General features: G+C 51.5%; 15 protein-coding genes and 1 tRNA gene. 4 read left to right on the forward strand and 12 right to left on the reverse strand.

The features are described 5' to 3' along the window. Nucleotides 1-35: 35 nt before the first annotated feature. Nucleotides 36-1,292, reverse strand: a complete 1,257-nt coding sequence (gene pgk / locus B7988_RS00645; RefSeq protein WP_072808597.1) for a phosphoglycerate kinase — start codon at nucleotides 1,290-1,292, stop codon at nucleotides 36-38. A gap of 228 nt (nucleotides 1,293-1,520) precedes the next feature. Between pgk and B7988_RS00650 the strand changes: the two genes are divergently transcribed. After that, nucleotides 1,521-2,558, forward strand: coding sequence for a hypothetical protein (locus B7988_RS00650; RefSeq protein ID WP_141225508.1), 1,038 nt, complete (start codon nucleotides 1,521-1,523; stop codon nucleotides 2,556-2,558). Beyond that, the gene (locus B7988_RS00655; protein WP_073318508.1) at nucleotides 2,552-2,917 is read left to right on the forward strand and encodes a dihydroneopterin aldolase; all 366 of its coding nucleotides are present in this window, start codon (nucleotides 2,552-2,554) and stop codon (nucleotides 2,915-2,917) included. The genes B7988_RS00650 and B7988_RS00655 overlap by 7 nt, the downstream gene beginning before the upstream one ends. Here the strand turns inward: B7988_RS00655 and B7988_RS00660 are convergent. Then, nucleotides 2,914-4,449, reverse strand: coding sequence for a YifB family Mg chelatase-like AAA ATPase (locus B7988_RS00660; protein ID WP_088656470.1), 1,536 nt, complete (start codon nucleotides 4,447-4,449; stop codon nucleotides 2,914-2,916). The two genes, B7988_RS00655 and B7988_RS00660, sit on opposite strands and share 4 nt — an antisense overlap. Nucleotides 4,450-4,457: 8 nt before the next feature. Beyond that, nucleotides 4,458-4,787 (reverse strand): SpoVG family protein, encoded by a 330-nt coding sequence (locus B7988_RS00665; protein ID WP_249268779.1) that lies wholly within the window; start codon nucleotides 4,785-4,787, stop codon nucleotides 4,458-4,460. 201 nt (nucleotides 4,788-4,988) lie between these two features. Between B7988_RS00665 and B7988_RS00670 the strand changes: the two genes are divergently transcribed. Further along, nucleotides 4,989-5,519: a carbohydrate-binding family 9-like protein gene (locus tag B7988_RS00670; RefSeq protein ID WP_249268780.1), complete on the forward strand. Its 531-nt coding sequence runs from the start codon at nucleotides 4,989-4,991 to the stop codon at nucleotides 5,517-5,519. 8 nt (nucleotides 5,520-5,527) lie between these two features. Here the strand turns inward: B7988_RS00670 and B7988_RS00675 are convergent, their stop codons facing one another. The 7 genes from B7988_RS00675 to B7988_RS00705 all read right to left on the reverse strand — a co-directional run bounded on the left by B7988_RS00675 (nucleotide 5,528) and on the right by B7988_RS00705 (nucleotide 11,980). Continuing rightward, nucleotides 5,528-6,283 carry an acyl-ACP thioesterase domain-containing protein gene (locus tag B7988_RS00675; protein ID WP_073318500.1) on the reverse strand — a complete coding sequence of 252 codons (756 nt, stop codon included), beginning with the start codon at nucleotides 6,281-6,283 and terminating at the stop codon, nucleotides 5,528-5,530. Between the two features lie 129 nt (nucleotides 6,284-6,412). Beyond that, nucleotides 6,413-8,143 (reverse strand): maltotransferase domain-containing protein, encoded by a 1,731-nt coding sequence (locus tag B7988_RS00680; protein ID WP_088656472.1) that lies wholly within the window; start codon nucleotides 8,141-8,143, stop codon nucleotides 6,413-6,415. A gap of 114 nt (nucleotides 8,144-8,257) precedes the next feature. Continuing rightward, nucleotides 8,258-9,640 carry a carbohydrate binding domain-containing protein gene (locus B7988_RS00685; protein ID WP_088656473.1) on the reverse strand — a complete coding sequence of 461 codons (1,383 nt, stop codon included), beginning with the start codon at nucleotides 9,638-9,640 and terminating at the stop codon, nucleotides 8,258-8,260. Next, nucleotides 9,640-10,488 carry a TIGR02147 family protein gene (locus tag B7988_RS00690; RefSeq protein WP_073318492.1) on the reverse strand — a complete coding sequence of 283 codons (849 nt, stop codon included), beginning with the start codon at nucleotides 10,486-10,488 and terminating at the stop codon, nucleotides 9,640-9,642. The genes B7988_RS00685 and B7988_RS00690 overlap by 1 nt, the downstream gene beginning before the upstream one ends. Before the next feature lie 81 nt (nucleotides 10,489-10,569). Continuing rightward, nucleotides 10,570-11,184 (reverse strand): GNAT family protein, encoded by a 615-nt coding sequence (locus B7988_RS00695; protein ID WP_073318489.1) that lies wholly within the window; start codon nucleotides 11,182-11,184, stop codon nucleotides 10,570-10,572. A gap of 136 nt (nucleotides 11,185-11,320) precedes the next feature. Beyond that, nucleotides 11,321-11,404: transfer RNA gene (locus B7988_RS00700), tRNA-Leu, on the reverse strand. A gap of 45 nt (nucleotides 11,405-11,449) precedes the next feature. Next, on the reverse strand, nucleotides 11,450-11,980 hold the full coding sequence (locus B7988_RS00705; protein ID WP_139260995.1) for a hypothetical protein: 531 nt from the start codon (nucleotides 11,978-11,980) through the stop codon (nucleotides 11,450-11,452). Nucleotides 11,981-12,026: 46 nt separating this feature from the next. Here B7988_RS00705 and B7988_RS00710 point away from each other — a divergent pair, with 46 nt between their 5' ends. After that, nucleotides 12,027-12,239: a hypothetical protein gene (locus B7988_RS00710; protein WP_088656475.1), complete on the forward strand. Its 213-nt coding sequence runs from the start codon at nucleotides 12,027-12,029 to the stop codon at nucleotides 12,237-12,239. A gap of 17 nt (nucleotides 12,240-12,256) precedes the next feature. Here B7988_RS00710 and B7988_RS00715 read toward each other — a convergent pair whose 3' ends face one another. After that, a complete protein-coding gene (locus tag B7988_RS00715) occupies nucleotides 12,257-12,688 on the reverse strand; it encodes a hypothetical protein (RefSeq protein ID WP_170930500.1) in 432 nt (143 codons plus the stop codon). 94 nt (nucleotides 12,689-12,782) lie between these two features. After that, entirely contained in the window at nucleotides 12,783-13,586 is an 804-nt protein-coding gene (locus B7988_RS00720; RefSeq protein WP_141225510.1) for a hypothetical protein, read from the reverse strand. Between the last annotated feature and the right edge of the window lie 50 nt (nucleotides 13,587-13,636).

Consider the following 13,636-nt stretch of genomic DNA (forward strand, 5'->3'; position numbering starts at 1 on the left):
ATTCGTGACGCCGTATCGCGACGCAAATAAACAAATTACTTATCCGTGAGGAAAGCAACGCCCGGCAAAACCTTGCCTTCCAGGAGTTCCAAAGAAGCGCCACCACCCGTAGAGGTGTGGGTCACCTTCTTGTCTGCGCCGTACTTCTTGGCAGCCGTAGCGGTATCGCCACCACCGATCACGGTGATTGCGCCAGCAGCGGTAGCTTCGACGATAGCATCGGCCATTGCCTTGGTGGCCTTTTCGAAAGCTTCGAATTCGAACACGCCTGCAGGACCGTTCCAGACGATGGTCTTTGCAGACTTGATAGCGTTCACGAAGAGCTTGGTGGATTCAGCTCCCACATCGAGGCCCATCCAGCCAGCCGGAATGCCTTCGGCGTCAGTGACAGCCTTCGTGGCAGCGTCGGCAGCGAACTTGTCGGCAGCGATGTAGTCGACCGGGAGGATGATTTCCTTGCCGGCAGCCTTGGCCTTGGCCATCAGATCCGGAACGAGCTTGGCGCCTTCTTCGTCAAACAGAGAAGAACCGATTTCGATGTTGTTCAGAACCTTCTTGAAGGTGAAAGCCATGCCACCGCCGATGATGATCTTGTCGGCCTTGTCGAGGAGGTTGTTGATGAGCTGGATCTTGTCAGCGACCTTTGCACCGCCGAGGATGGCGAGGAACGGACGCGGAGGATTGTTGAGCACCTGGTCGAATGCCTTGAGTTCCTTGTTCATGAGGAAACCAGCGGCACGCTGCGGGAGTTCAACACCAGTCATGGAAGAGTGGTCGCGGTGAGCGGTACCGAAAGCGTCGTTCACGTAGACGTCAGCGAGCTTGGTGAGGCTTGCGCGGAAGGCCTTCACGGCTTCCTTGTCGGCCTTTTCCTTAGTTTCGGTGCCATCGGCGTTCTTGATCTTGCGCTTGCCTTCTTCTTCGATGTGGAAGCGGAGGTTTTCGAGGAGGATGATTTCACCCGGCTTGATAGCGGCGCAGGCAGCTTCGACTTCGGGACCCACGCAGTCGGAGAGGAACTTCACCGGCTTCTTGATGAGTTCTTCGAGCTTCTTTGCAACCGGAGCGAGCGTGTACTTCATGTTCTTTTCGCCATTCGGACGACCCAGGTGAGAGGCGAGCACGACGGCTGCACCGTGATCGAGAGCGTACTGGATGGTCGGGAGAGCGGCTTCGATACGCTTGGTGTTGGTGATTTCGCCAGTCACCTTGTCCTGCGGAACGTTGAAGTCAACACGGATGAACACGCGCTTGCCGGCGAGTTCGAGATCTTCGATAGAAAGCTTTGCCATTGTAGCAATCCTCTGTTAGGGTTAAAATTTTACGGGCTTAAATATAGTAAAAAAGAAACCCCTTTGAATTGGTGCCGCTTTGTTGCACGGACTATGTAAACATTGTTAAACATTGGGCTGGAGAGAACATTATGTGCACGGCTGTATATTACAAAACAATTATTTTCAGTACCATTATACGCATTTTTTTATATATTTCCATCAAAAATTAGACATTTTGGAGTACAAATGAAACGTTCACTTTTGATGGTCCTTTGCCTGTCTGTCGTATCCGCTTTCGCAAGCATTTACGATATCGATGAATTTACCGCCAAGGATGCTGGTGTACCCGATGACTACATCGTAGCCGAATTCGGTGGCGAACTCAAGGTCGCTCCGGCTGACGAGGTCTCCTCTTTGCAGAGTGGCCGCTTGGTTGTGCGTCAGAAATTTGAAGACCCGTTTGGTGAATCTGAAACCTCTTACCAGCTCTACCAGGGTGGTAAAGGCGACCTTTCTTCCATGACTCCGATGACCGCCGAAGGCGTTGACTACTCCAAGCTCGTTAACGCTAAGCTCTATACTCGCCGCGGTGCCGCTGCCGATAAGGATGTCGAAAAGGTTTACTTCGACGGTAAGGCTGTCTATGCTCCCGGCCTTTCGACCGCAGTGGTGTATATCGATGGCAAGGCTGTTGAATTGAAGGGCGAAGCTCCTGCTGCCGCTGAAGAAGAAGAGGAAGAAGAATCTGTTGCAGCCGCTCCTGCCGTTCCGAGCAACCAGGCTGAAGAATGTGACGAATACGATCCGGATTGCGAAGACGACGATGATGAAGACTACAGCAAATACAAGACTTCCGCTCCGGTTGAAGACGATCGTGACTACGCTGCAAGCGCTGCTGCAAGTGACGTGGGTGACCGTTTCGGTATTGCTGACGAAGTCCGTTTCTGGACGGCCGTCGGCCTCTCTGCCTTGGCAGTCACTGCCGCCGTGGTTGGAATCATGCAGCACAGCAAGGCTAACGAAGCCAAGGATGCCTACGACAACTTGAGCGGCTTGAACAGCCAGATCCTGAGCGCTTGCCATGATCCGGGTGAAGCCAACCCGGCCAAGTGCGAAGAAATCATGGCGTCGCAGGTAAGGCAAGAAGCCTGGACCCTGCGCGATCTCCAGAGAAGAATGGAAGAAGACAAGAAGACGCAGGATTCTTATACGTCTGCCCGTAACATCTGGTTCGGCGTTTCTGCAGCCGCAATCGCAGGTGCTGTCGTACTCTTCGTATGGTAGTCGAAACCGGAAAAATCACGATTCGTGATTTGGAATTCAACTGCATTATTGGAACGCTCCCTTACGAGCGCGAAAATATGCAGCCGGTTGTCCTGAATATTTCGGTGTGGCTTGATTTTACTCTTGCCGCCCGAAATGAAGATCTTGCCCATTCTATCGATTATGTGCAACTAGCTGACGACGTGCAGGATTTTGTCTGCAGGTCGTCTTTCCAGCTAGAAGAAACCTTGGTGCTTGAAACGGCCAAGTATATCTTGAACCACTACCCGAAGACGCTTGCCGCAGAAGTCTCTGTCCGTAAGCCGTTGGCAATCCCGCAAAGCGCAGGAGCCGAATCGAGTATCAAGGTGATTCGTTAGCTTCTGAAGGCGCGGTAGCGCAGGGCTTCAGAAAGGTCTACAATTTCAACGGAATCGGATTTTCGAAGGTCGGCAATCGTTCTGCCGACCTTTAATAGTCTGTAAAAGCCGCGGGCGCTGAGCCCCATTCTGTCGGCGGCGTTGATGGCGAACTGTTCGGTTTCTGCCGAAAGCTTGCAGCTCTTCTTGGCAAAGTCCGAAGTCATTTCGGCGTTCGTCTTGAACGGCGTTCCCTCGAATCGCTTGCGCTGGATTTCCCGGGCGCTACAGATTCGCTTGCGAATCTCGGCCGAAGACTCGGCGGTGCTCTTGCGGCCAAATTGCGAGGCTTCGACGGGCGGGACGCTCACTTGGATGTCTATGCGGTCGAGGAGCGGGCCGGATATTTTTTCTTGATAGCGCTTGCGAGCCTCGGGGAGGCACGTGCAGGCGCGTTTCGGGTCCATGGCGTACCCGCAGGGGCAAGGGTTCATGGCCGCTCCCATCATGAACCTCGCGGGCCAAGTGACGGTCCCGCTAGCGCGACTAATCGAAATTTCACCCTCTTCCATGGGCTCGCGTAAAGCTTCCAGAACGCTGCGGTTGAATTCCGGCAGTTCGTCGAGAAACAGGACTCCGTTATGGGCTAGGCTCGCCTCACCCGGCTTTAGCCGGGTGCCACCCCCCACCAGCGACACCATGGAAGCGCTGTGGTGGGGGGTACGGAACGGGCGAATCATCACGGGCTTGAATTCTTCGGAGTCGCCCGCAGATCTTGCACACGAATGGATTCGGGTCGTTTCGAGAATTTCAAGTTCCGTCATTTCGGGCAGAACGCCCGGCAGGCATTTTGCACACAAAGTCTTGCCCGCTCCGGGCGAGCCAACCATAAGGAAGTTGTGGGCGCCAGCGGCAGCGACTTCAAGCGCCCGCTTTACGCCTTCCATGCCGACCACGTTCTTGAAGTCGGGAATGTCCCGGTCGGCATGCGTTAAATTCATTTGCTCTTTCAATCCGGATGCATGCTGTGCGTAATTCTCGGCTCCGGCTTCAATTTTTTCGATGCATTCCATGAGCGTGTCTGCGCAAACATAGCGGATTCCCTCGACAAGCGAGGCTTCTTGCTCGTTGCCTTTCGGGATTACCAGAATGTCTTTAGACTTTTCGGACAAACTCATTGCAATGGAAAGAACGCCCCGGACAGGCTTCAACAGGCCATCGAGTGAAAGTTCTCCGACAAAAACGAGGTGTTCCAAGTCGGGTGCTTCAATCTCTTCGGCTGCAGTCAAAAGCCCAAAAGCAAGGGGCAAGTCCAGGGCGCTCCCTTCTTTTCGCAAATCCGCGGGCGACAGGTTTACCGTCGTGCGAAAACCGGTCACCACTTTGCCTGCGGAACGAATTGCAGAAACAACTCGTTCCCTAGACTCTCTTACGGCATTGTCTGGCAAACCTACCAAGGTGAATCCAGGCAGCCCCTGCGAAGAGTCGACTTCGACATTGACAGGGACTGCTTTAATTCCAAGCAAGCAATAAGAGCGGATTCTGCGGAACATGCTGGCTCCTATACGATGGCGGCCTGGTACTTTTCAAGGATGCAGTTTTCGATGTGCTCGCGAAGCTGGCGAGTCACCGGATTGCAAATGGAACGGAACGATTCGCCCTTGAAGAACGGATCAACGGGGTAGCCCACGAAGAGTCCGTTTTCGCCATCCATCACGCGCAGCCCGCGGATCATGAACTGGTCGTTCAGCACGATTGACGCAATGCCCTTAGTGTGTCCCATGGAAGGGCCTTCCTGGAAGGGGTAGACTTGTACATTGGTGACGGCGAGGCAGTCGAATGCGGAACTTGCCTCGGATTCTTTTTCGGGCATTTTATTTTTTGTTGCCATAAAGGTCTCCTGTTTTATTAGAGTTGTTGCTTTTGTAAGCAAACCGCTAAATGCAAATTGCGTGCCAATTATTTGAGGTGGCGAATTCGGCGGAAAATCCCCAATTCCTTAAAAGTACCTATGGCAATTCAAGTGATTAATCACTGCTTAATCATTGATTAATCACTTTACTACTTTTTAACCATGCTCTTGAAACCGAATATGAATTGGGTGGCAAACCAAGGGAAAACGCTCCCGACGGTGCTTGCCGAAGTCGAAATTTCGCCGGATTATTTCACGGTGAATTTTACCGTTGAGGAACCTTCGGACTGTTTCCGTGCCGAAGTAAAAGAAGACAACGGCTCCAGCTGGGAAGATTCCTGCGTCGAAGTCTTCTTGCAGAACCCGGCGAACCCTGCCGAATATTTCAACTTCGAAACGACTTGCCGCGGCTACTTGCTTGCGGCCCGCGGGCCCGATCGTAATTCGCGAGTCAAGCTTTCCCAAGAACAAATTAATTCTGTCGTGCGTACCAAGCAATTGGCAAGTGTCGCTGGCAATCTTGTATGTTGGGGAATGACTGTCCAGATTCCGCCTTCACTCTTTGGTTTGCGGACCTTTGAAGGCGTTACTCTTCGCGGGAATCTTTACAAGTGCGCCGATAAGTCAAAGACGCCCCATTATCTGAGCGCATTCCCAATAGAAACAGAAAAGCCGGATTTTCACCGGCCTGAATTCTTCCAAGAATTTTAATTCGGCGGTTACTTCATCTTGACTTTCATCTCAAAGACCTGGCGTCCTGAATCGTCTTCGATTTTCATATAGGTCGCACCCATCTTGTCGGCGCGGAAAATCGTGACTTCCTGGCCTTCGCGGGTTTCTCCCAAAAAATGCAGCTCGAGCATCGCGGGGATGCATAGTTCCAGGTCGGCGGCGCTGAACACATTCAGACCAAGCTTTACGTATTCGATGTTGTTCATGTGGTGCGACATGTCGATATGCTGCGGCAGCACCTTCTGGCGGTACACTTCCTGATATTCCTCGGGCTCTACGGGAAACTTCGAAAACTTGTTGTCCATAAAGGGTTCAGGGGAACCTTCTGCAGGAAAGTCCACCGCAGAAAGCTTCATGGGGCGATGTGTTTCCAAGTTGAGGCAGCAGGCTTCTTGTACAGCGAGAATGATGGGTTCCCCTTCGACTGTCGTGACGGCAGTATTTTCGTAAGTGCGGATGGGAGCGCTGTCGGCGGGGAACGATGTGGTCACCACCTTGTCGCGCCAATAGGGGCGTTGGAAAAATTTAAACTTCGCTTTGGTGATGGCCCAATAGCCGCCTTTTTCGTTGACGCAGAAATTGTCCATCTTGAGTGTGCCGAAATTCTCGGTGAAGTTGTCCTGCACCATGAGTACCGTCTGCGCAAGGCCCATCTTGCCCGAAACATCGATGTAGGCCGAGGTAATGGTGCGTTGTTTCTGGAAAACCAGCGGATTTTTAGCAAGCGAATAAATGTCGATCATGCCTTCAATATATAAAGAAAAAAGGAAGTTGTGGGTACAACTTCCAATATTTTATACGTACAGAGCTCTATGTTTATTAGGTATGAGGATATCACTCCACATCACACATTACACATCACACATTGCTTTTTAGATCTTCTTCAGCACCAGCAGGTGGCCAGGAGCCTTGGCAGGATCGAGGCGCACAAAGTTCTTGTTGCCGCGCCATACAAAGCTTTCGTCGGTAATCAGGTCCTTCAAGAAGAAGAAGGAATCGTCATTTAGGCCGAGCTTCCTCATGTCAAGTTCCACGATGCCTTCCTGCGCATTGTCCATGTCCATGTTGCACACGCAGAGAATCACGTCTTCGCCAGATTTCTTGGAATAAACCATTAGCTGGTCGTTGGCGCAATAGTGGAAGTCGAGGTTGTCGTATTCCTGCAGGGCGACGTGTTCCTGACGGGCGGTGTTCACGCGGCGAACGAAGTCCTGGATGCCCGGACCATACCAGTTGTGCACCTTGTACTGGTACTTTTCGCTGTCCTGTAGTTCTTCCTTGATGGGGCTCGGGATGTTTTCGCAGAGCTCGTAGCCGTTGTACATACCGGTAAGGCTAGAAAGCGTACCGGCCAAGAAGTAGCGCTGCTTGAAGGCGTTCGGGCCCTTGTAGGCGAGGTACTTCGGGAAAATGTCCGGAGTCGTCGGGAAGAAGATGCCGCGCATGTATTCCTTGGCATCGCTCTGGGTAAGTTCCTTGAGGTATTGCTCGAATTCCCACTTGGCAGAGCGCCATGCGAAATACGTATAGCTCATGTCGAAACCGGACTTTGCGAGGCGATGCATCATCTTCGGGCGCGTGAACGCTTCGGCGAGGAACACGAGTTCCGGACGTTTTTCCTTGACGTCTGCAATCAGCCATTCCCAGAACGGGAAGGGCTTTGTGTGCGGGTTGTCGATACGGAAAATTTCAATGCCCTTGTCGGCCCAGAACAAGATAATGTTTTCGATTTCTTTCCACAGGGCCTTGTAGTTCTTGTTGTAGTAGTCGAACGGGTAAATGTCTTCGTACTTCTTGGGCGGGTTTTCGGCGAACTTGATGCTGCCATCCGGTTCGTGATAGAACCATTCCGGGTGCGATTTCACATACGGGTGGTCGGGGCTGCAGTTGAGTGCGATGTCGAGTGCAAGGCGGAGTCCCTTCTTGCGGGCGGCCTTGGCGAAGTGTTCGAAATCCTTCATGCTTCCAAGTTCGGGATCAACGTCGTAGTGGCCGCCGTTCTTGTTACCTACGGCGTACGGGCAACCCGGTTCGAGTGGCTTCCCCTTCTTGTCGACCTTGGCGTGCAAGGCGTTGTTCGCGCCCTTGCGGTTGGTAACGCCGATCGGGTGAATCGGCACCAGGTAAACGGTATCGAAGCCGAGGCCGGCAATGTAGTCGAGCTGTTTTTCGCAATCCTTCCAGGTGGCGCTCTTGGTGGGGTCAGTGCCCTGGCTCTTCGGCCACATTTCGTACCAAGTACCAATGCGGGCGTAAGAGGGGTCCACGCGGAGTTTCATTACCGGGCTTTCGGTCGGGGTGTCCTTGGGTTCCACGGTCCAGGCGCAAATCTTGTATTCATAGTAGCCGATGTTGTTGACCGTGAAGGAACCTTCCCACTGGTCGTTATCCACGAAGTGCATGGGAGCCTTTTCCCATTTTTTCTTGGAATCGTGGCGGTAGAAAATCGCCGCGTCATACTTTTCGTGGCTGTGGCGGAAAATGTCCGCGGTAAGCGTGACGGTGTCGCCCGGTTCGCGCTTGAGCATAAAACGCCCGCCTTCGATCTGGGGACGAATGTTTTCGATAACGAGATTGTCTTTGCGAGTAGGAATTGTAGCCATAGTGGCCTAAATGTAGAAAAGTAACTAGAAGGTTACAAGAGGCCGAACTTAGAACTTAGTTGGTAGAGCTTAGAGAGAATGATTATCTAAGTTCTAAGCTCTAAGTTCTTAAACCTATTCTGAAAGCCTTAAGACTTTGACTTCCTTAATCCAGAAGGTGCGTTCGGAGCCGCCGAGGTTCAGTTCAAAGCGGGCGAACGGGTCGCTGACTTCGGGCGTGAACGTGATTCCGACGGATTGGCCAGTGGTCTGCACTTGCACATGTTCCTGGAACCCGATTGTTTCGTAGGTGTTGTACGAACCGATACGGGCCGTAATTTGACCTTCCACATCGGACCAAATGGTGAATACGCACTGGTACTGCACGCCCGCAATCAGGGCCACATTTTCTTGAATTAGTTGCACGCTATAGGAATGCTTGCCGCCATCCGTAACGTTCACCTGCATAATGCGTTCCTTGGACCCCTTTTCGAGCAGCACCGTCGTGTCGGAATGTCCGCCAAACTGGTTCATCAAAATCCAGTCGGTGGTAAAGGGCGAAGAGAAGTTTCCGTTGATAATCGTGTTTTCGCCCTTCTTGGCTGCAATACCCTTCCATATGTCAGCGACATATTCGAAATGTGCATCGCCAGCAACCGTGGTGTAGTCATAACGCAACGGCTGGAAACTTGTCACAAAGCGCTTGTTCATTGCGTTCCACAATTCCGAATTGTACTTGGAATCAATATGAATTATGCTGTCTTCGCCGACTTCGGCGCCCGAGAAATCAATCCCGTCTGTAAACTGCTTGACTCGGAAAACTACAGACAAATTGGCCTTGCCGTTTGCGGTATCAATCTGCGAGTAGTGGTAGCGCAACATGAGCGTCTGGAAGTTCGAAAGACTGTAGACGAAGGGATGGTACTTCTTGTCGATGAGAATGCGACCGAATATGGCCATGGTTTCGTCGGGCTTGAATCCGACGCCCATTTCCTTGAGGTAGCCTTCTTCGTTCAAGTCGATATCCTTGAAGGGGTCTTCGATGAGGGAACCCTTGGTAAACGAAATCGCAAGGGATTCGTTGGGGGCGTCTTCGTAAGGCCAGAGCTGGAGTCCGACAACGGGGTCGACAATCAAGGTTGTGTAATAATAGCTAGAGAAGGAACGTACTTCAGTAAGAATCAGGGAGAATGAATCCAGCAGAATCGGTTCGTCCTTGTCCGCTTCCTTGGCGAGAGCCTTGGGATTCACTTCGGAATAGTCGATAGAGAAATCGGCGACCAGCGGAAGGGCAGGCTGTTTCTTGTCGGCGGTGTCCTTGGATGTAGTATCCTTGATAGTCGTGTCCTTGACTGAGGAGTCCTTTGCTGCGGTATCTCTTGCGGTTGTATCGCTGTCCGCAATGCTCGGGTTGCCAATTTCGATTCCAGTCAAAGACTTGTCGTTGGAACAGGCTGCCAGCGACAAATAGAAGGCTGCGCAAAAGGCGATCGATGCTATGGACAAAAAGAATTTCATCACACTCCTCGGGTCAAGGGGAAGAGCTGAATGTTGACTTGCACAACATCTTCTGCTTCTCCGGCTTTTGCAGAGAAATCTAGTAGTTCTTTTCGCATTAGTTGTAAATGTTTTTTCAAATTGGGGAAATCTGAGCGCTTTATTCCAAAAGTAAGCGCAGAAACATCCCTTTCGTGGCCCGGAAGGTCTGCAAGCATGGTTGCAGACAGCTTGAGCATCTGGAAATGGTACATCTTGACCATCATATCCTGGACTTCGTCATCGGTCGTAATCAGGGGGTCGCGTTGGCGATAGCCGTTGGCGGTCTTGACCAGGAGGCCCAGTTCCAAGAGCAACTGGAGCGATTCGGTCACTTGTGCGGGAGTCACGAGCCCGCGCAGTTTTTTGGAAATCAAGTCGGGAATGGGGCGGAAATCCTTGAGCCCTACCATCTCAAGAATCACAGAATGGTGCCATTCCTGGAAAATACGTAACTGCGCCTTGTCCATCTTGTGCAGCTTTGAACGGGGGCTTGCCTTGATGAGCTGGGCGTAGTAGATTTGCTTGTCGGCGTCGGTTTGTGCCTGGTTAAAGAATACGAGGCTTTCGAAGTATGCGGCGCGCTGGTTTTCAAGGCCCAAGCCATGAATGAGCTTGGTGACCGTGTTTTTGGTGATGTTGCGTTTGCCGTCGATTGCGAGCTTTAAATGGGCATGGCTAGAAAGCCCTGCCTTCTCGGCAAAGAACCGCAAGCTGAACGCGGTCGAGGTTTTCTTTTTATACTCGTAATAATCACGGAGAAATACCCTGTAGTTCGTGTACTGCAGGATATCCGGTTCTACGAGTTTCTGCTTTTCTCCATTTTCCATACTCAAAAAAATAGAAGAATTAACCCCTGAAAGCCATATCTAATTTAAGTTTCCCGTTTACCCGAGTAACCATTGTAACTATTAATATACGTCCCGGGCCAGAAGCGAAAATCGCCTGTGGTCAACGAATTTGCCGTTTATGAGCTCGTAATCGCGGTTTATGCCCTCTTCCATGAACCCGCATCGTGCGGCAACGGCGGCGCTTTTCCCGTTGTATACAGAGACTAAAAGTTCCAGACGGTTGAGCTTGAGGGTTGCAAATGCGAACGCCGAGAGCAACTTTACGGCCTCCGTCATAAGCCCCTGACCCGTAAATTCCTTGCAAAGCCAGTAGCTCAGGGTCGCAGAACGATTCGATAGTTTGACGTCCATCATGATGGCGCCTGCTAACGGGGCTGAATCTCCGGCCGTGATTTCTTCGTCCGCGTTCTTGAAAATCAGCCAGCAACCGCCTTGTCCGAAGCGTTCGTTCAGGATCCAGGAACGGATGCGTTTTTTGATGTCGAAAATATCGGTATCGCGAACCCAGGGGAGGTACTCCGAAAGATGTTCGCGGGATTTTTCGATTGCCTGCATGATCGATTCTGCGGAAATCGGACCCTCGGAATTTTCTCGCAGGCCCTTGAGCGTCACTACGCTATTGGCAAGTGTCGCCGTTTCGAATGTCGCCGTAAAAAAATCTTCGAAGTTATCCATGAGGGGGAATGTAGTAAATAGTTGGAAGTGGGCAGTAGGAAGTAGGCGGTAGACAGTAGGAAGTAGGCAGTAGACAGTAGGAAGTGGGCTGTGGGAGAAAATAAAAAACCGCCGAATCGCTTCGACGGTTTTTCAGTGCGGATGAAAGGACTTGAACCTTCATGCCCTTGCAGGCACTAGAACCTGAATCTAGCGTGTCTACCAGTTCCACCACATCCGCGTGGGGTAAGCCAAATTTTGAAAATTTTGCCCTATTTGTCAAGGGTTATTTAGAAAAAATCTCTAAAATCCAGTCTTTGTGCTTGTTTTCCCAATAGCTCCAGTCATGCTCGCCTTGCGGGTCGAATTTGAGGTCGCATCCGGTGCCTACGTTTTTGCAGAATTCCTGAATCCAGGGGACGGTCTTGTCGGCGGGGTAGAGCCGGTCGGAGCCGCCCTGAATGAATCTCCAATGCCCGTTTTTGAACGGAGCCTGAGCGGCGACTTGTGCTGCCGGTCCGAGCGATTCTCCGTACGAACTCATGAGAATGCGGTTTTTGATTTTGCGCTTGCCCCACATGGAGTAGGCGATGACTCCGAGCGATCCGTCCGAAACTCCGATGAGCGAGACTTCGGCAATATCTTTCTTTTGGCGCTTGGCAAGGCTGTCCAGGGCATCGTCTAAAGAATTGATAGTGGAGGGCTCGACCCAATGGTTTTGTTTGCAGGCCGATGCGCTGACTACGGTGTAGTTTGGCATCATTTTAGAAAGTGCTCCGCCGGCAACAAGTCCTTTTTGGCAGTTGTTGCTTGTCATGCCGCCGTGAAACCAAACTATAGTTCCGGCTGTTGGCTTGTTGCCTTTGGCTCGCCAAACTCCCACGGGCATGTTGGGTGATTTGTTCCCGGCCGAAAACATGAACGACGCGTTTTCGAGAGGGTTCCTGTATTTGACAAACAAGGTGTCTAATTGCGGGGTTGCCTGTACAAAGCAGAATGCAACTAACAATAAAATGAGGATGGATTGCTTCGTCACGTTCGTTCCTCGCAATGACGGTTTGCTTGCTGCCAACTAAGCTCTGCCAACTGCTTGCTATTTTCTCTTTTTTACGATCCAAAGGATAAACAGTATAACTGAGACAAGAGCCAAGGCAAGTACAATTGCGCAGCCGATGAAGGCATTGTAGACTTGATAATCTATGACCAAGGTGTCAAAGTCCATCTCGCCATCGGTGGATGCAAGACTATGGACAATGAAGGTCTTGTTATCGATGCGGCTTGCCGAAATTTCAAGCGGAATATCGCCTGCGTTGCGGCTGGCGAAACTGTACCATTCGGCCATGTTGTTCAGCATGTCTTCCGAGGCATACAGAATAAAATTCGCCTGGTCGTCGCCGTTAATCTGGAAAATAGTTTTGTCGAAAAAGGGAATGTTGCTCCCGCCAAAAATGCTCGGGATAGCGGCATGCGAAACCGTTCCGTAGAACAAGTGCTCTTCTTGCATCAAGCCTTTGAGGGCAGGCATGATGTACGAAAAAAGCCATCCTGCCAAAAAAAACAGCAGCAAGGAAAAATTCAAAAGGGCCGGTTTTCTAGAAGTGTAAAATCGCATGAGTTCCTTATTGCTTGGATCTGAAAATAAAGAAGAAGGTAGAAAGCATCAGCACGAGAGTCAAGAAGTAGAATGCCATGGGAATCTTGGATTTGAGCGACATTTCTTCCATGCTCTGGCTCTGGAAAAACTGAATCAGGTCTTCGCTGTACATGACGGCGAGTTCGCTGTTGAAGCGGCTCCATGCAAGAGTCTGTTCTTCGTTGTCCTGGAGCAGGGCGAATATGGCATCCTTGGTTGAATCGGGAATGGCGTTCACCACTGAGTCGCCGAGGCCTGCAATTCCGACCAGGTAGCCGGCACGCGCGGAATCAAGCGTCCCGCGCAAGGGTATCTGGACGCTTGCAGGGAGGTTTGCCACTTGCTGGTTGACCGCCTGCAATCTTTCGAGCCACCCATGGCGGCTTGCCGCGTAGCGGCGCATGCTCGAAACCTTGGCCAGGACTTCGCGCTCGAACCGTTCGACGGTCGAATGCGGGGGAGCCTTGACTCCGACCCGGCTGATTTCGTCCATTTCGCGGGTGAACGAAACTGCAATTTCGCGCAGGGTCATGGTCTGTGCCTGGACAAAAACGGTGTCAATGCCAAAACCGATTCGCACGCGTTCCATACCGCGCATGGCGTAGGACTCCTGCAGCTGGTAGTCGGAAAGTGTCTTGATATAGCGCGAATACATGATGATTTGCGGCTTTTGCGAAAAATAGAACAGAACTGTGAGCCCTATAGCAACAGCCAAAACCACCCACGCCCAAGGGGAGCGGATTCTTGCGTTAAAGGTATCGGCAATCGATTTATTCTTTAACTCTGGCACAACTAGAAATTACCTTTTTTCTACTTTAACTGGTATGTGTGCGATTCGTT

This window comes from Fibrobacter sp. UWB1, from assembly GCF_002210325.1.
GTDB lineage: Bacteria > Fibrobacterota > Fibrobacteria > Fibrobacterales > Fibrobacteraceae > Fibrobacter.

Bases quoted from the DNA above. Each gene is read 5' to 3' on its own strand.
- B7988_RS00660 (WP_088656470.1), bottom strand. From the start codon at position 4,449: ATGTTCCGCAGAATCCGCTCTTATTGCTTGCTTGGAATTAAAGCAGTC.
- pgk (WP_072808597.1), bottom strand. From the start codon at position 1,292: ATGGCAAAGCTTTCTATCGAAGATCTCGAACTCGCCGGCAAGCGCGTG.
- B7988_RS00675 (WP_073318500.1), bottom strand. From the start codon at position 6,283: ATGATCGACATTTATTCGCTTGCTAAAAATCCGCTGGTTTTCCAGAAA.
- B7988_RS00715 (WP_170930500.1), bottom strand. From the start codon at position 12,688: ATGCCTGCCCTCAAAGGCTTGATGCAAGAAGAGCACTTGTTCTACGGA.
- B7988_RS00670 (WP_249268780.1), top strand. From the start codon at position 4,989: ATGAATTGGGTGGCAAACCAAGGGAAAACGCTCCCGACGGTGCTTGCC.
- B7988_RS00680 (WP_088656472.1), bottom strand. From the start codon at position 8,143: ATGGCTACAATTCCTACTCGCAAAGACAATCTCGTTATCGAAAACATT.
- B7988_RS00665 (WP_249268779.1), bottom strand. From the start codon at position 4,787: ATGGCAACAAAAAATAAAATGCCCGAAAAAGAATCCGAGGCAAGTTCC.
- B7988_RS00685 (WP_088656473.1), bottom strand. From the start codon at position 9,640: ATGAAATTCTTTTTGTCCATAGCATCGATCGCCTTTTGCGCAGCCTTC.
- B7988_RS00650 (WP_141225508.1), top strand. From the start codon at position 1,521: ATGAAACGTTCACTTTTGATGGTCCTTTGCCTGTCTGTCGTATCCGCT.
- B7988_RS00695 (WP_073318489.1), bottom strand. From the start codon at position 11,184: ATGGATAACTTCGAAGATTTTTTTACGGCGACATTCGAAACGGCGACA.
- B7988_RS00705 (WP_139260995.1), bottom strand. From the start codon at position 11,980: ATGACAAGCAACAACTGCCAAAAAGGACTTGTTGCCGGCGGAGCACTT.
- B7988_RS00655 (WP_073318508.1), top strand. From the start codon at position 2,552: ATGGTAGTCGAAACCGGAAAAATCACGATTCGTGATTTGGAATTCAAC.
- B7988_RS00690 (WP_073318492.1), bottom strand. From the start codon at position 10,488: ATGGAAAATGGAGAAAAGCAGAAACTCGTAGAACCGGATATCCTGCAG.